The 16137-nt window shown below is 63.0% G+C and carries 18 protein-coding genes and 1 pseudogene; 7 read left to right on the top strand and 12 right to left on the bottom strand.

Going from position 1 to position 16137, the window contains the following annotated elements:
• Nucleotides 1-64: 64 nt before the first annotated feature.
• The 6 genes and pseudogenes from EN745_RS14480 to EN745_RS14455 form a co-directional block, all read right to left on the bottom strand.
• Nucleotides 65-676: pseudogene (locus EN745_RS14480) on the bottom strand (pirin family protein); the annotation flags it as partial.
• An 8-nt stretch (nucleotides 677-684) separates the two neighbouring features.
• Nucleotides 685-951, bottom strand: coding sequence for a DUF2277 domain-containing protein (locus tag EN745_RS14475; RefSeq protein ID WP_126055930.1), 267 nt, complete (start codon nucleotides 949-951; stop codon nucleotides 685-687).
• 44 nt (nucleotides 952-995) lie between these two features.
• A complete protein-coding gene (locus EN745_RS14470) occupies nucleotides 996-1247 on the bottom strand; it encodes an exodeoxyribonuclease VII small subunit (protein ID WP_126055931.1) in 252 nt (83 codons plus the stop codon).
• Nucleotides 1248-1250: 3 nt separating this feature from the next.
• Entirely contained in the window at nucleotides 1251-2177 is a 927-nt protein-coding gene (locus tag EN745_RS14465; RefSeq protein WP_127421582.1) for a histone deacetylase family protein, read from the bottom strand.
• A gap of 87 nt (nucleotides 2178-2264) precedes the next feature.
• Nucleotides 2265-3245 carry a hypothetical protein gene (locus tag EN745_RS14460; protein WP_127407104.1) on the bottom strand — a complete coding sequence of 327 codons (981 nt, stop codon included), beginning with the start codon at nucleotides 3243-3245 and terminating at the stop codon, nucleotides 2265-2267.
• Nucleotides 3246-3374: 129 nt separating this feature from the next.
• Entirely contained in the window at nucleotides 3375-3968 is a 594-nt protein-coding gene (locus tag EN745_RS14455; RefSeq protein WP_127421581.1) for a TetR/AcrR family transcriptional regulator, read from the bottom strand.
• Nucleotides 3969-4088: 120 nt separating this feature from the next.
• Here EN745_RS14455 and EN745_RS14450 point away from each other — a divergent pair, with 120 nt between their 5' ends.
• A complete protein-coding gene (locus tag EN745_RS14450) occupies nucleotides 4089-5312 on the top strand; it encodes an MFS transporter (protein WP_126055935.1) in 1224 nt (407 codons plus the stop codon).
• A 202-nt stretch (nucleotides 5313-5514) separates the two neighbouring features.
• On the opposite strand, the gene ribB is transcribed toward EN745_RS14450, so the two are convergent.
• Both ribB and aroC read right to left on the bottom strand, forming a co-directional pair.
• Nucleotides 5515-6615: a 3,4-dihydroxy-2-butanone-4-phosphate synthase gene (gene ribB / locus EN745_RS14440; protein WP_126055936.1), complete on the bottom strand. Its 1101-nt coding sequence runs from the start codon at nucleotides 6613-6615 to the stop codon at nucleotides 5515-5517.
• A gap of 117 nt (nucleotides 6616-6732) precedes the next feature.
• The gene (aroC, locus tag EN745_RS14435; RefSeq protein WP_127405917.1) at nucleotides 6733-7842 is read right to left on the bottom strand and encodes a chorismate synthase; all 1110 of its coding nucleotides are present in this window, start codon (nucleotides 7840-7842) and stop codon (nucleotides 6733-6735) included.
• 549 nt (nucleotides 7843-8391) lie between these two features.
• On the opposite strand from aroC, the gene EN745_RS14430 reads away from it, so the two are divergent.
• From EN745_RS14430 to EN745_RS14410, 5 genes are all read left to right on the top strand, one after another.
• Entirely contained in the window at nucleotides 8392-9309 is a 918-nt protein-coding gene (locus EN745_RS14430; protein ID WP_126059183.1) for a glycosyltransferase family 2 protein, read from the top strand.
• Nucleotides 9306-9710, top strand: coding sequence for a GtrA family protein (locus EN745_RS14425; RefSeq protein WP_189363051.1), 405 nt, complete (start codon nucleotides 9306-9308; stop codon nucleotides 9708-9710). The genes EN745_RS14430 and EN745_RS14425 overlap by 4 nt, the downstream gene beginning before the upstream one ends.
• 5 nt (nucleotides 9711-9715) lie before the next feature.
• Nucleotides 9716-10432 (top strand): methyltransferase domain-containing protein, encoded by a 717-nt coding sequence (locus tag EN745_RS14420; RefSeq protein ID WP_127421579.1) that lies wholly within the window; start codon nucleotides 9716-9718, stop codon nucleotides 10430-10432.
• 60 nt (nucleotides 10433-10492) lie between these two features.
• Nucleotides 10493-12061 carry a hypothetical protein gene (locus tag EN745_RS14415; protein WP_127421578.1) on the top strand — a complete coding sequence of 523 codons (1569 nt, stop codon included), beginning with the start codon at nucleotides 10493-10495 and terminating at the stop codon, nucleotides 12059-12061.
• Nucleotides 12062-12229: 168 nt separating this feature from the next.
• A complete protein-coding gene (locus tag EN745_RS14410; RefSeq protein WP_126055941.1) occupies nucleotides 12230-12493 on the top strand; it encodes a DUF1344 domain-containing protein in 264 nt (87 codons plus the stop codon).
• Between the two features lie 50 nt (nucleotides 12494-12543).
• Here EN745_RS14410 and EN745_RS14405 read toward each other — a convergent pair whose 3' ends face one another.
• From EN745_RS14405 to EN745_RS14390, 4 genes are all read right to left on the bottom strand, one after another.
• Nucleotides 12544-13131, bottom strand: a complete 588-nt coding sequence (locus EN745_RS14405; RefSeq protein ID WP_126055942.1) for a histidine phosphatase family protein — start codon at nucleotides 13129-13131, stop codon at nucleotides 12544-12546.
• A gap of 60 nt (nucleotides 13132-13191) precedes the next feature.
• Nucleotides 13192-14010, bottom strand: coding sequence for an enoyl-ACP reductase FabI (fabI, locus tag EN745_RS14400; RefSeq protein WP_126055943.1), 819 nt, complete (start codon nucleotides 14008-14010; stop codon nucleotides 13192-13194).
• Nucleotides 14011-14118: 108 nt separating this feature from the next.
• Nucleotides 14119-15063 (bottom strand): J domain-containing protein, encoded by a 945-nt coding sequence (locus EN745_RS14395; protein ID WP_127421577.1) that lies wholly within the window; start codon nucleotides 15061-15063, stop codon nucleotides 14119-14121.
• Nucleotides 15064-15163: 100 nt separating this feature from the next.
• Entirely contained in the window at nucleotides 15164-15628 is a 465-nt protein-coding gene (locus tag EN745_RS14390; protein WP_126055945.1) for an RT0821/Lpp0805 family surface protein, read from the bottom strand.
• Between the two features lie 40 nt (nucleotides 15629-15668).
• On the opposite strand from EN745_RS14390, the gene pdxH reads away from it, so the two are divergent.
• Nucleotides 15669-16137, top strand: a 469-nt coding sequence (pdxH, locus tag EN745_RS14385; protein WP_127421576.1) for a pyridoxamine 5'-phosphate oxidase, incomplete at its 3' end; no start/stop codon positions are given.

Genomic DNA, 16137 nt, shown 5'->3' with positions numbered 1-16137 from the left:
TCATCGGCGACTTTTCTGGACTGCGCTCACCGGTTTCGACCGCCTCGGACACCCTTTATGCCGATCTGAGGCTGGCGGCTGGCGCCAGCCTCAGATCGGCATAAAGGGTGTCCGAGGCGGTCGAAACCGGTGAGCGCAGTCCAGAAAAGTCGCCGATGACGACGCGACCGCTGACGCCTTCAGCATCGATCTCGGGCAGGCGCATCACCGCGGTGTTCTGGAAGACCGGGGCGACTTCCTCCTTGCCGTCGGGCAGCGCCAGCCAGGTCTGCAGGCCGGAGATCGACATCGGCGCGCCACGCAATTCCTCAGGCGTGCGCTCGGAATGGACGATGCCGCGCCCGGCGGTCATCAGGTTCACGTCGCCCGGTGCGATGACCATTTCGGTACCGAGCGAGTCGCGATGTCTGATCTTGCCGTCGAACAAATAGGTGACGGTGGAAAGCCCGATATGTGGATGCGGGCGGACATCGATGGCGTGGCCGGCGCGCAGGATGGCCGGCCCCATGCGGTCGAAGAAGATGAACGGCCCGACCAGACGGCGTTTCGCGGTGGGCAGGGCGCGGCGAACCTCGAAGCCGCCAATGTCCTTGGCGTTGGGAATGACCATCAGTTCGATCTGGTCGCAGGCGAACGAATCGCCGGGCTCAGGATCGTTTCCCGGAAAGAAGCTCATCCGATCCCTCAGGCGAAACGGAGGGCGGATCTGGCCTTTGCCTTGGCCGCCTCTTCCTCGCGATTGCGCGGAGTCTGTGTCGTTTCAAGCGAATCAAGCAACTCTCGCGCCGCGGCCGCAATCGCCTCGACCGCATGGTTGAAGGCATGCTCATTGCGCTTGGAGGGCTTGGTCGAGCCACTCAGCTTGCGCACGAATTGCAAGGCTGCGTCATGGACCTCATCATTGGTCGCCGGCGGTTCGAAGTTGAACAAGGTCTTGATGTTTCGGCACATCGCTTGGATTCCTGCCTGCTTTCCTCTGCCCCGCCCCGTGCGGACTAATCCGCGTCCAATGGCTCCGTGCCGACCGGCTTGCCGTCACGCGACAGCCTGATCTTCTCGACCTTGTCTTCGGCCGCCTTGAGCAGCCGGTCGCAATGCGCCTTCAGCGCCTCGCCGCGCTCATAGATGCGGATCGACTGGTCGAGCGGCACGTCACCACGTTCCAGATCATCGACGATCTTTTCCAGCGCGTCGAGCGCCTGCTCGAAGCTCATCGCCTTGACGTCCTCGTTGCTTTCGCCTGCCATACTCTATCCCTTCATCAGCCGCCCGACATGGGCGGCGACCGAAAATGCCAATCCCTGCAGATCGTAGCCGCCCTCGAGCAGGCTGACGAGCCGGTTGCCGCTATGGCGCCCGGCGCGCTCCATCAGCTGGCCGGTCGCCCAGTCGAAATCCTCCTCGGTCAGGTTGATCTCGGCCAGCGGATCGCGATGGTGGGCGTCGAATCCGGCGGAAATGATGATCAGGTCGGGCGCGAAATTGTCGATCGACGGCAGCACGCGCGACAGGAAGGCATCGCGAAACGTGTCGCTGCCGGTGCGAGGCGCCAGCGGCGCGTTGACGATGTTGCCGGCGCCGGTTTCGCTCCTGGCACCGGTGCCCGGGTAAAGCGGCATCTGGTGCGTCGAGCAGTACAGCACCGACGGATCGTCCCAGAAGATGTCCTGCGTGCCGTTGCCGTGATGCACGTCCCAGTCGACGATGGCGACACGCTCGGCCTGGTGCTGCTTCTGCGCGTAACGAGCAGCGATCGCCGCGGTGTTGAACAGGCAAAAGCCCATGGCGGTGGTCTTTTCGGCGTGGTGGCCAGGCGGGCGAGCAGCGACGAAGACATTGGCGGCGCGGCCTTCGAAGACATCATCCACGGCGGCGTTGGCGGCGCCGATCGCCGTTACCGCCGCCTGCCAGCTCTTCGGGCTGGCGCTGGTGTCGGCATCGATCGAGACAATGCCGGTCTCAGGGATCGCGGCGCGCACGCGCGCGACGAAATCCTCCGGATGCGCATAAAGAATGGTGGCCTCGTCGCCTTCCGGCGCCTTGACGCGGTCAAGCGCCGAAAATGCCTCGTCGTCAAGCACGCGCTCGACAGCGCGCAGGCGGTCGGGCCGCTCCGGGTGGCCGGGCGGGGTGAGGTGTTCGAGGAAGACCGGGTGAGTGTAGAGACGGGTAGCCATGCCCCGATATAGGCGCGCAAGACCGGTTTGGCCATGTTTTCGCGCCACCAAAGGGGCACGTTCAACAGAGATTAGGCAAGGGTTCGGCTATTGGGGTGCCGGCTGCGTCCAGCGCGAGCCGCCGAAGGACGCCAGCGCCTTGTCCTTCAGTTCACGGAATTTCGAGGAGGCTTCCGCCAGCCGGCGGTCCCAGTCGGGATTGGGCACCTGGCCTTCGATGGTGGCGAAATAGACCTGCATCAGAGAGGCGATGGCGAAGGGCTCGATGAAGGCTGCCTTGAAGGCCCAGGCAAAGACGATGGCCAGAACGAAGGCCCAGCCGCCAAGCTGGCCCGGCATGGCCCAGAGAATGGCGCCGGCTGGCGCCAGCATGAGCAGGAAGATCACGAAGGACACGCCCCACATGATCACCGCCAGCCAGACCGCGTTCTTGACCATGGTCTTGCCGTTCTGCGCGTAGAGCACGACGCCTTGCCTCGCCGTCTCGAAGGGCGAGGTGGAGTTGATGCGGATGTTGTAGCCGAGGATGATCTCGTCGACATAGGTCAGCGACATGCGGATCACCGTGTTGATGAAGCTGACAAGGCCGTTGAGACCGGGAATGGGCAGGAAGGCGGCGATGCCGCCGATGAGGCCGGTGATGGCGCGGATGGCGCCCTTGACCAGCTGGTCGATCACGAACAGCACATTGGCCTCGGCGAAGCGCTCGGTCACCACGGCCCTGGCATAGGAGATCTGGTTCTGGCCGTCGGGAACGTCCTGGCCGTCGATCAGATGGACCATGACGGCGATATGCCCGGCCTTGAGGACGTAGAGGATGTATTCGCGGATCCAGTAGACCGCTACGGACACGACGCCGAAGCCGACCACCCCGCCCCACAGCGCGAAGGAGAGCGGCCCCTCGGGGTCGGTGGAGATGTGGCCGACGCCATAGCCGACGCTGGCGCCGGTGCCGGTCGCCATAATGTAGGCCAGCGTGATGCCGAAATAGACGATCATGCGAAAGACGATGAAAGGCCATGTCCTGATCATGATGGACACCGACCGGCCGATGCTGAAGTCCCACATGGCCCGACTCTCCCGCCTCAGAGATGGTAGAGGAGGATGCGCTCGCCCCGGCGATTGTCAATCTTGGCGGCGCCGCGCCGGCCCAAAACCGGTGTACAAACCGCGCGTCATGGTTGCTGACCCGTTCGCTCAGGGCTCCTTGCGCAGCCCCTCGAGCAGTTGCTTGAACGCCGCCACCGCCTTTTTCGACGTCGCTTCCGGATCCTGCGAATTGGCGATCCGCTGCGCAGCCTGGCTGCTGGCGCCGTTGATCAGCCGCGCCGTGGTCTCGGGGTCGAGGTCGGCCACGACCACGCCTTCCTCCTGCAGCCTGGTCAGGTGATCGGTCATTGACGCCGTGCATGCGCTGGCGTTCGGCCACTGGGCCGGATCACCCAGCACCGCCGGGGCATCGCGGAACATGATGCGCTGGATTTCCGGCTCCAGCGCCAGTTCGATGTAAGTGGTGCATTCGTCGACGAAATGCTGCCAGCGGGTCGGCGCCCTCGCTGCCACCTCGTTCACCCGGGCAGCCATCTCCCCGTCGATCTCGGCGATGACCGCCTGCAGCAATCCCCGCTTGTCGCCGAAGTGGTGATAGAGCGCGCCGCGCGTCAGCCCGGCAGAGGCGGTGAAATCATCCATCGAGGCGTCCGCGTAGCCGATGGTGCCGAAAGCGTGGCGGGCGGCCGCGATCAGCTTGGCGCGCGTCTCGGCGATCATCTCCTTGCGAGGTCGGTGCATGCGGTCTGGCCCTATTCACATACGCTTCGTATGCCAATTGACATACGCGGCGTATGATCTATCTGAATTCATACGCAGCGTATGTAATTGTCGATCCTTCCCTTGTCGAGGACCCAGACCATGCAGAATCCCTATTCGGAAATCTTTCGAGCTCCCGGAAGCAAGGGCTTCGCCGCGGCCGGTTTCGTGGCCCGCCTGCCAATCGCCATGGCGCCGATCGGCATCGTCGCCATGCTGTCGCAGACCCATGGCGAATACTGGCTGGCCGGCGCCGTTTCGGCGAGCTTCGCGCTGGTCAACGCTTTCCTTGCGCCGCAGATCTCCCGGCTGGTGGACCGCCTCGGCCAGACGCGCATCGTCGTGCCGACGACGGTGATCTCCGTGCTCGCCTTCGCAGCGCTGATCGCGGCGGCCAACCAGGACTGGCCGATATGGACGCTGTTTGCTTCGGCGCTGCTTGCCGCGGCCATGCCCAGCATCCCGGCGATGGTGCGCGCCCGCTGGACGGAGATCTTCCGGGATCGCCCGGAGCTGAACACCGCTTTCGCCTTCGAGTCGGCGGCGGACGAGTTGGTCTATATCGCCGGGGCATCGTTGTCGGTGGGATTGAGCACTGCGCTCTTCCCGGAAGCAGGCATGCTTGCAAGCACCCTGTTCCTCGGCTTCGGCTCGGCAGCCTTCATCCTGCAGCGTGCGACCGAACCCGGCGTGCGGCCGGCGGAGCATGGTGCGCGCGGCTCGGCGATCCGCCTGCGGCCGGTTCAGATCATAACCTTCGCGCTGATCTTCATTGGCGCGACCTTCGCCACCACGGAAGTGAGCACGGTGGCGATCACCGAGGAGCTCGGCCAGCCGGAAGCGGCAAGCCTGGTCATTGGCGTCTATGCGCTCGGCTCGTTCATCCTCGGCATCATCATCGGCGCGCTCAACCTGAAAATGCCGCTGCAACGCCAGTTGGCCATTGCGGTCGCCGTGATCGCGCTCACCACCCTGCCGCTCCTCGTTGCCAGCACGGTGCCGCTGCTCGCGCTCGCCGTCTTCGTCAGCGGCGTCGCGATCTCGCCGACCTTCATCACCGCCTTCGGACTGATCGAGCGGCGCGTGCCGGAAGCGATGCTGACCGAGGGAGTGACCTGGGTGATGACCGGAATCGGCATCGGCATGGCGCTCGGCTCCTTCGCCGCCGGCGCCGTGGTGGATGCGTTCGGCGCCCAGAGCGGCTTCCTTGTGTCGGTGGCAGCGGGGGTGATCGCGCTGACGACGGTGCTCATCGGCCAGCGCAGCCTGGCCGGGCCGCATTGCGATCTCACCGGATGCGAAGCGAGCGCCGTTCCCGCGCAATGAAGCCGAGGCCGTTCCCGTCCCCAGGCGACCGGCCCTGGATCCTCGTCGGATCGGGACGATGCGCGACAAGCTCATGGCGTGAGAAGAGGTCGGTCAGGAAAGCCAGGTCGGATGTTGCCGGCCGGCGCAGCAGCAGCCTTCCGCTACGCTGGCTGGAAGGCAGTGACACGTTCATCCGCTTCCAGCCCGGAGCCGACCTGCCTTAAAGGATCTCAGTCTTGGCGATGTGGATGCCGAAGCCTTCAAGGCCTACATAGTGGCGCTCGCGCGAGGCGATAAGGTTGATCGAGGAAATGCCGAGATCCTTGAGGATCTGCGCGCCGAGGCCGATCTCGCGCCATTCGTTCTCGCGGCGGCGAGCTTCTTCGTGGTCTTCACGATCGCCGCTTGCCGGCCGCTTGCGCTCCTGGTGGGCAACGCCAACTGAGCCCTCGCGCAGGTAGACGATAACGCCGCGCCCGCGCTCGCCCATCGCCTTCATGATGGCGTCGAGCCGATGGCTGGTGCCGAACACGTCGGTCACGACATCCTCGGAGTGCAGGCGCACCGGAACCTCCTCACCGTCGCGGATATCGCCGAAGACAACCGCGACGTGGTGCATGGAATCCCAGGGCAATGTGTAGGTGAAGACCTGAGCCTTGCCGCCGAGCGTGTCGATGTCGGAGCAGGCGACGCGCTCGACCAGCGTTTCCTTGCGCTGCCGGTAGGCGATGAGATCGGCCACCGAAACCTGCTTCAGGCCGTGCGCCACGGCGAAGGCCTGCACTTCGGGACCGCGCTTGACCGTGCCGTCATCGTTGACCAACTCGGAGATGACGCCGATCGGCGGCAGGCCGGCGAGCTTGCAAAGGTCGACGGCGGCCTCGGTATGGCCGGAGCGCATCAGGACGCCGCCTTCGCGCGCAATCAGCGGAAAGATATGGCCGGGGCGGACGAAATCGGAGGCGCCGACATTGCCGTTGGCGAGGTTGCGGACGGTGAGCGTGCGGTCGTCGGCGGAAATGCCGGTCGTGGTGCCGTGCTTGAAGTCGACGCTGACGGTGAAGGCGGTGGTGTGGGCGGAGTCATTGTCGGCCACCATTGGCGCCAGGTTGAGGCGCTTGGCTTCCTCGCGCGGCATCGGCGTGCAGACGATGCCGGAGGTATTGCGCACGATGAAGGCCATCTTCTCCGGCGTGCAGTGGACTGCGGCGACGATCAGGTCGCCTTCGTTCTCGCGCCCGTCATCGTCCATGACCACGACGATCTCGCCGCGCTCGAAGGCGCGGATGGCTTCGACGATCTTCTTTTGGTCGTATGGCATTGTGCGCTCGCTTTGCTCGCAAGGGAGTAGGGGAATAGGGCAGTAAGGGAGCAGGGGAAAGCGAAAAGTTCGGCGTCGGAGCGCGAGCTAGCCCTACTGCCCTACTGCCCTACTGCCCTACTGCCCTACTCCCTTCCCCGTCTGTCCTCTGTGCCGCAGATAGTGATCGGCAATCGCGCAGGCAACCATCGCCTCGCCGATCGGCACAGCGCGGATGCCGACGCAAGGGTCGTGGCGGCCCTTGGTCATCACCTCCACGTCGTTGCCGTCCTTGTCGATCGATTTGCGCGGGGTCAGAATCGAGGAGGTCGGCTTGACGGCGAAACGGGCGACGATCGCCTGCCCGGTCGAGATGCCGCCCAGGATGCCGCCGGCATTGTTCGACAGGAAAACCGGCTTGCCGTCATTGCCGATGCGCATCTCGTCGGCATTCTGTTCGCCGGTGATGCGGGCGGCCTCGAAGCCATTGCCGATCTCGACGCCCTTGACGGCGTTGATCGACATCAGGCCGGACGCGATGTCCTGATCGAGCTTGGCATAGATCGGCGCGCCGAGACCGGCTGGAACGCCCTCTGCGACGATTTCGATGACGGCGCCGACGGAGGAACCCGCCTTGCGGATGCCGTCGAGATATTGGGTGAAGACGGGAACCGACGCCGGATCCGGCGTGAAGAACGGATTTTCCGCATCGCCGATGAAGTTCCAGTTCCAGTTGGCGCGATCGATGGATTTTTCACCCATCGAGACCAGTGCGCCGCGCACCATCATACCGGGCACGACCTTGCGGGCGAGCGCGCCGGCCGCCACCCGCGCCGCCGTCTCGCGCGCCGAGGAGCGGCCGCCGCCACGGTAATCGCGCAGGCCGTATTTGACCTCGTAAGTGTAGTCGGCATGGCCCGGCCGGTACTGGCGGGCGATCTCGCCATAGTCCTTCGAGCGCTGGTCGACATTCTCGATCAGCATCGAGACAGGCGTGCCGGTGGTGATCATCGTCTCGCCGTCCTCGTCGAGGATGAAGCCGGAGAGGACTTTGACCTCATCCGGCTCGCGACGCTGCGTCACGAAACGCGACTGGCCGGGCCGGCGCTTGTCGAGTTCGGCCTGGATTTCCGCTCGGGTGAAGCGGATGCCGGGCGGACAGCCGTCGACAACGCAGCCGAGTGCCGGCCCATGGCTTTCGCCCCAGGTGGTGACGCGGAAAAGATGGCCGAACGTGTTGTGAGACATGGAAAAGCGCCCTGCCCGGCGGCGGAGCCGGTAATCTTCTCGGTGGCGCAGCGTCCTCTGCGCGCCCAAAAGGACGCGCGGCGCTGCACGCTGCCTTCTATTGGCGTTTTCCACAGTGGTCAAACCGGCGGATCCAGCATGATGGATGATTTCGGCGCTACGGCGGCATCGTCCGATGTCGAACCACTGCGCCGCAACCCTCGCTGAGCCACCATCTCGGCATCGGGCTGAACAACAAACGCCGTGCCGGTCGATCTATAGCCGCTGTTGTTTCCCGGCTATCCTATGAAGCCAGCGAGGTCGGGCAGGCGGTCTCTCCAGTATCTTATGGATCGTGCAAGTAAGGCAGCCGCGTGATTGGGGGCGGTGGAGCTAGGATTTCCTTTTGGGATTGGCAAGGCCGCCAGTATCGGCTAGCTAGCGTGCCGGACAATCTTCGGAGCGAACTTGGCTGTCAGTCGGGAATATGGCGTCGGCACGCGAGGCGCGCATCGCGTCGACCTGCCGCTGACGGAACAGGCCAGGCATCCGGGCAGCGCGCATGACGACATAGAAGTCGCGGTGCTCATACCCTGCTACAATGAGGCCGCGACGATCGCGACCGTGGTGTCCGAGTTTCGCCAGTCTCTGCCAAACGCCCGCATCTATGTCTACGACAACAACTCGATCGACGACACGGCAGCGGTAGCCGCGTCCGCCGGCGCGATCGTTCGCAGCGAGCGCCGGCAAGGCAAGGGCAACGTGGTGCGGCGAATGTTTTCCGATATTGACGCCGACGCCTATCTTATCGTCGATGGCGATGCGACATACGATGCTTCCGAGGCGCCTGCCATGATCCGCGAGCTCCTGTCCGGGCCATACGACAAGGTGAACGGGGTGCGCATTCATGCCAGCAAGCAGGCATATAGACCGGGCCACCTGATCGGAAACCGTCTGCTTACATCGCTTGTTTCGCTGTTCTTCGGCGACCAAAGTCGAGACATGCTGTCCGGCTACAAGGCTCTGTCACGCCGGTTTGTAAAGACCTTTCCGGCGGTAAGCGCAGGCTTTGAGATCGAGACCGAACTCCTCATACATGCGCTGGAACTCGGAGTTCCCATGAGCGAGGTCGAAACGCACTACAAGGAGCGGCCTGCGGGCTCGCTGAGCAAACTGGCGACCTACAAAGACGGCTTTCGCATCCTGTGGGTGATTTTCCACCTGATCCGCGACCTGCTGCCGCTTCCGTTTTTCCTGTCGATCGCCGCGGTTCTGGCGCTGATAGCAATTGGATTCGGCACACCCGTTTTCCTCAACTATCTCTCCACTGGATTGGTGCCTCGTTTCCCGACCTTGATAGCCGTATCGGCGGCAATGATCCTCGCATTCCTTTCGGTGTTCGCCGGCCTCATTCTCGATAGCGTCGCGCGCGGCCGCAAGGAGGCGAAGCTGCTTGCCTATCTATCCTACCGATCGGTGCAGCGGTGAGCGTGACGAGCGCGAAAATAGCGCGCTTCATTTTTGCCGGAGGCATTGGGTTCGTTACTGACGGGGCCGTGTTCTTCGGCTTCGTGTACGGTTTTGGCGGCTCGATTATCGCCGCCCGCGTGCTAGCAAGCCTGGTCGCGATGACGGTAACCTGGGCTCTCAACCGGAGCATGACTTTCATTGACGGCCGCATGCAAAACAGAACTGCCGAGTACGGCAAATATCTGATTGCATCCTTCGTCGGGATGGGTGCGAACCTCATCGTGTTGAACGAGGCCAGTAAGATTGACGCCAATTTCTACCATGTGCCCGCGTATCTCCTCGGCGCGATTGCAGGCCTCGTCGTCAACTACGCTCTGTACGACCGAATAGTTTTCAACGGCCATCGAAGCCTGGGGTGATGGAAATGGCCGCTGATCAGGATCGGGCGCCCCGAGACGAGAATATCGACTCCGTCTTTTATCGCGACGGGGCATCGAATGCGTTTGCGATGCGCCTGCTCAAGACCGCCAGGCGGAACATGTTCAATCTGTTCATTGAACAGATGCGCCCCTCCCCGCAAACGACCGTTCTCGATATCGGCGTTTCCGACGACGAGAATGAAGGCGCCAATTTCCTCGAAAAGTCCTACCCGTGGCCAGAAAAAGTGACTTGCGCCGGGATCGGAACCGGCGAGCAGGTCAAGGCACGTTACCCCTCCGCCACCTTCCGGCAAATCATTCCCAACGAGCCGCTGCCTTTTGCCGACAAGTCATTCGACATAGCGACGTCCAACGCGGTGCTGGAGCATGTTGGAGGCGTGCAAGAGCGCAGGCAATTCATCCTGGAGCACCTGCGGGTTGCCCGCTCCGTCTTCATCACCGTCCCCAACCGCTGGTTCCCGGTCGAACATCACACCGGATTGCCGCTTCTGCATTATTCGCCATCCGCATTCCGCGCGCTGCTCGGCAAATCATCGATGGGTTATTGGACCAAGCCGGAGAACATGGATTTTCTCAGCCGCGACCTGATCGGGCGAGAATGGCCGGGAGCCAAGGCGCCGCGCATCTGGATGACGGGGATCAAGCTCGGTCCCTTCAGTTCGAACATCGCCATCGTTGCCGGCGATCATGCTCAGACCTAGCCGGTACATTCCATGCGCGGATCTTCAGTCCTGAGACTGGTCAACGCATGGGCGTTGCCATTGGCGCTCGTCGTCCTGTTTTGCCTCTATCAGTACAGATATTTGACCTATCCCCCCGTTCCCGGCAACAATGCGCAATATCCGCTGGGCTGGTGGGGATGGATTGACCAGGGTCTCTACTGGAAGTCCGCGAAGGCCTTCGCCGTCCTCGATCTCAGGCCCGCATCGCATTTCTATCCGCCGCTTTATCCCCTCTTCGGCGCGCTCTTTCTACCAATTTCGGAAATGCACCCCTTCTATCTGGTCAACCTCGCGCTGATGGCCGGCTTCTTTCTGCTCGTGTTCCGCCTGTTTCGACCGCACCTCGGGCCCGCCGCCGCAGCTCTTTTCACATTGGCGGGCATGGTCGGTTACCCGATCATCGGGCTTCAGTGGGTTGTTCCGTGGACCAGCACGCTTGGCGCGTTCCTCCTCGCCGCGGCCCTTGTACTTCTCGACCGCTTCGATCGGCTGAGGCATTCATCGCTCCCCGCATCGACCTTCGCGACCAACGCGATCCTGTTCGGCATTGTTGTCGGCGCCCAGATCCCCGTTCGTACCGCGGACTTCGCCACGACTGCTCCGGCTGCAATCGCCTATGCGTCGCTTGTCGTGGCGATGGCAGTGGGCAATGAACCCGACGCGCGCAGAAACGGGATCGTTTCCATAGGCGCCGGGGCGGCTGGGTTTGCCTTGCCAGTGCTGTTCTTCGCAACATTCAATTACCTGAGCGCCGGAACTCTGGCCGGCACATATTTCCAGGCCGTCGCAGGAGGAATTGGCTTCGACATTTTCCAGGTTCCGGAGCGGCTCTTTTCGCTTCTTGTTGCCTCACAGGTCTATTTCCTGGAGTTCAATGCCGATTGGATCAGCGTGATCCCCATCCTGTTCATCGCCGTCGTTCTTGCGATCGTTCTGATCGTTTTCCCGGAGCCCCTGTTCATGCGGGTGGCCGGCTTGATGATGGCCGTGCATCTGATCGTTTATGCGAGCTATCGGGACAGCGTCCCGACCGGCATGTTCCGCTATTTCAACGTCCACTACTACAAGTGGATGTTTCCCATCGCGTTGGGGATTGTCGCCTACAGGCTGAAGCCGTCCGCTTTCGGCCGAAGGGAGGCAATCACTGTTGCGACGGGCGCGCTCATAGTCCTGCTCGTCGCATCCGTGACCGCGCAGCGTCGGGATGTGCCGATACTCGCCTCGACCTCCGAAGACAGAACCGTGAGGCTGGATGTTCAACAGCCCAATGCCATCCAGATAATCGATCTGGTGGGCGTGAAGGCTCCGCCTGAGAGCAATGCAATAACAGTCGAAACGTCCGCGACGATCGATGGCAGGCGGCTTTTCCCCGTCCGCGACTACAGATTTGTCGCCAACGAAAAACTTGTCCGTCTGATACTGGGCAGCCCGCAGAATGCCGGCTCGGTGGAGATTCACCTGTCGAAATATGTCGAGCCGCCCAAACCCGGCTGGACGGCTCGCGCCTCATCAATGAGTTTTAGGCTCGGACTGCCGTTCGCGCAGCAACGGCTCGACACGTCCGTTCCCGGCTCCCCGCTCTCCTTGCCGCCCGGCGGCGCCCACTGAGGGCTACCTCTCATTGGCGTTTTCCACAGTGATCGAACCGTGATCCGGTGCATCAAACTGTGATCCGGCGGATTTAGTTTTGACACATTCGGTTGGTTTCTGCTCTCTTCCATCCGCCGTTGAGGATCCGCCGCCATAGTGCCGGCGCAATGACCAAAGAGGACGACGATGCGTACCCTGATTGGCGCTGTTGCCGCCATGTTGCTGATTTCCACCGCCGCTGCATTCGCCGGCCAGACCGAAGGCCTGATCAAGAAGGTCGACAAGGACACGCTGACGCTGACACTGGATGACGGCAAGTCCTACAAGCTCAATGCCGAAACCGATCTCGACGCGCTGCAGCCGGGCATGGACATTGTGATTGCCTATGACGTGACCAATGGCGAGAACGTGGTCACCGATATGCAGTTGCCGGACAGTGACGCGAATTGATTCAGATGATGCTGGCCTGACCTGAATCGCCACACCTTCCACAGTCCGCCCTACAACCACTCCAGGGTCCGACCCTGCAGCCGGAGCAAGCGGTCCTGCGGGATTTCGAGGCTTGCCGCCTCCTGCTTGGACAGGCCTTCGACGAAGCGGAACAGGCAGCGCATGACGCCGCCATGAGTGACGCAGACCGTCTGCCGGTCCAGGGCGTCGAAGAATGGCTTTATCCGCTCGAGCAGCATCTGGTAGCTCTCGGCGCCCTCGCCGGGCGGCTGGAAGTCCCATTTGGCGAAGCGGCGCCCCTGCGTCGAGCCGGGAAGCCTGGCCTCGAGCTCGCGGAAGGTAAAGCCCTGCCAGTCGCCGAAACTTATTTCGACCAGCAGCGGATCGGTGCGGTAGGCAAGCGGATCGAGACCCATCGCCGCGCGCAACCGCTCCATCGTCTCGCGCGTGCGCCGCATCGGGCTGGCGACAAAGTCGAAATCGTCCGAATTGTCGACGAACTCGGCCAGTCGGATCCCATTCCGGGTCGCCTGCTCGCGCCCCAGCGCGTTTATGTCGGTGTCTGCCTGGCCCTGCAGTCGACGCTCGGCATTCCACTCCGTCTGGCCGTGGCGCACGATGTAGACGAGCGGATACATCAGGTCTTCCGGCGAAAGATCACGACAGACTGCAGGCGGGGGGATGCCAGCTCGAGGAGACTATTCCTTGACGGTCGAGATATCGGGCGCGTCGACCGCCTTCATGCCGACGACATGGTAGCCTGAATCGACGTGATGGACCTCGCCGGTGACACCGCGCGACAGATCCGACAGGAAATAGACGCCTGAATCGCCGACCTCTTCCTGGGTGACCGTCTGCTTCAGCGGCGCATTGTATTCGTTCCACTTCAGGATGTAGCGGAAGTCGCCGATGCCAGAGGCGGCAAGGGTCTTGATCGGGCCGGCCGAGATGGCGTTGACGCGGATCTTCTTGGCGCCGAGGTCGACGGCGAGGTAGCGGACGCTCGCTTCAAGCGCAGCCTTGGCGACACCCATGACGTTGTAGTGCGGCATCACTTTTTCGGCGCCGTAATAGGTCAGCGTCAACAGCGAGCCGCCATCGACCATCAGCGGCTCGGCCCGCTTGGCGATGGTGGTGAAGGAAAACACCGAAATGTCCATGGTGCGCAAGAAATTGTCGCGCGTCGTCTCGACATAGCGGCCGGTCAGCTCGTCCTTGTCGGAAAAGGCGATGGCGTGGACGAGGAAGTCGAGCTTGCCCCAATGCTTGGCGATGTCGTCGAAAACGGCATCGAGGCTTGCCGGATCGGTGACGTCGCAATGACCGGCGACATGCGCGTTGAGTTCCGCCGCCAGCGGCTCGACGCGCTTCTTGAAGGCTTCGCCCTGATAGGTCAGCGCAATCTCGGCGCCGTGATCGACGCAGGCCTTGGCGATGCCGAAGGCGATCGACCGATTGTTCGCGACGCCGAGGATCAGCCCGCGCTTGCCGGCCATAAGGCCCTGTCCACCCGCCATGTGAGCGTTCTCCGCAAGAATGTCTGCTTTGTGGAGAGCCCTATCGCACAGGCACAAGGCCCCTTCAAGCGCCCATAGCGGACTGTCCGGGGGAGAAAACTTCGAAGGTCAGCCGTTTTGGCGGCGCATCAGCGCTTCCAACTCGCTGTCACCGCCCTCGGGCAGCATCAGCCTGACATGGACGTAGAGGTCACCATGGCCGCCGGTTTTCTCCGGCAAGCCCCGGCCCTTGAGCCGCAGCACCTTGTCGGAGCTCGACCATGCCGGGACATTGACCGCGAGGCGGCCGGTCGGCGTCTCGACCGCAACCTTGGCGCCCAGCACGGCATCGGCCAGCGCCACCGGCAGGTCGGCGTGCAGGTCGCGGCCCTCGACACGGTAGCGCGGGTGGCGACGGAAATGGATCTTGACCAGCGCATCGCCCGGCTGACCCGGCCCCTGCTCGCCCTGGCCCTTCAGACGGATGGTCTGACCGTCCTCGACATAGGCCGGCAACTTGACGGCGACCTTGCGACCGTCGGGGAACATCGCCGTCACCTTCTCGGCGGTGGCCGCCTCCTCGATGGTGACATCGAGCGTGACATTGAGGTCAGCGGCCTGGGCCGGCTGGCGACGGTCGCCTGTTCGCGCGCCGCTGGGGCCGGCGCCACGGGCGCCGGAGAAGGCATCGCCGAAGATCTGGCTGAAGATGTCGCTGTTGCCATCGAACGGATCGCCGCCCGGCCTGCCTGAGCGGAATTCGAAATGCGCGCCGCCCGGGCCCTGCTGGCGGCGGAATCCGGCGAACGGATCGCCACCTCCGGCGGCACCCTCGAAACCCTGGAATTTCGGCTTGCCGTCGGCGTCGATCTCGCCGCGATCATAGGCGGCGCGAGTCTTCTCGTCACCGACGATCTCGTAGGCCTGGTTGGCGGCGGCAAAACGGTCCTTCGCCTTGGGATCATTCGGATTCTGGTCCGGATGATGCTTCTTGGCGAGCTTGCGGTATGCCGATTTTATGTCCTTGGCCGATGCGTTCCTGGCAACGCCCAGCACCTCATAGGGGTCGCGCATGCTTCCTGCCTGCAAGAGAAAATGAGTCCACGGTTGCTCCCTATATGCGCTTGCATAGGAAGAAATTCCAGTGGCGCAAGGCAAGATCGGCAGGCGAAAATCAGAGCGCCTTGAAGTCCTGCATGTGCCATCCGCCAGCGCCCGCCATGCAGAGCTCGCCCTTGAACAGCGAGACCCCGTCGAAGCTTTCGCGCGAAGCGGTGAAGCTGCGGCAAGTCTGGTCGTTGTCCTTCAACTCGACCAGCTCGGTGATGGAGCCGCGCGAGCCGGTGCCGGCATTCGCCCACGGCACCGCCTGGCCGCCGAGTTCCTCGATATCGGCGGAAGAGACGGCATTGCCGATGGTGGTTTGATCCGAGTCCTTGTCGCTGTTCGCCGGCACGGCGGGCGAGGCAGGTGCGCTCGACGTGACGATCGAACGGTCGACTTCCGCCTTCTGAAGGCTGAAGCCGCCCGCGCCGCAAGCGGCAAGCGGAAGGACCATGGCCGCGACCATGAGCTTGCCGCTGGCCGAAGCGAAACCGCTCCTTTGCCTGCTGTCAAAAGCTTGCATGATGCGCGACAACAGGCAAAGTCCTCCGCCAACGGTAAGAATTTGGAAAACTATGAGCGAAACTGAGTTAACAAGCGGTGACTTTACCGAGGCCGCCGAGCCATTCCGCCTCTTTGCCACATGGCTGGAGGACGCGACCAAAAGCGAGCCCAACGACCCCAACGGCGTGGCGCTGGCGACCGTCGATGCCGACGGCATGCCTGATGTGCGGATGGTGCTGCTCAAGGGGTTCGACGAAAGCGGGTTTGTCTTCTACACGAATTTCGAGAGCGCCAAGGGCCGCGAGATTCTTGGCAGCATGAAGGCGGCGATGTGCTTCCATTGGAAATCGCTGCGCCGTCAGGTGCGCGTGCGCGGGCCGGTGGAGATCGTCAGCGATGCCGAGGCCGATGCCTACTACGCGACGCGGCCGCGCGGCAGCCGCATCGGCGCTTGGGCCTCGAAACAGTCGCGGCCTCTGGAAAGCCGCTTCGCGCTGGAGAAGGCGGTGGCCGAATACACCGCGAGCTATCCACTCGGCG

Source organism: Mesorhizobium sp. M4A.F.Ca.ET.022.05.2.1 (assembly GCF_003998845.1).
In the GTDB taxonomy this organism is placed as follows: Bacteria; Pseudomonadota; Alphaproteobacteria; order Rhizobiales; family Rhizobiaceae; genus Mesorhizobium.
The sequence above is the reverse complement of the archived record's forward strand: the minus strand, read 5'-3'. Positions and strand labels throughout refer to the sequence as shown.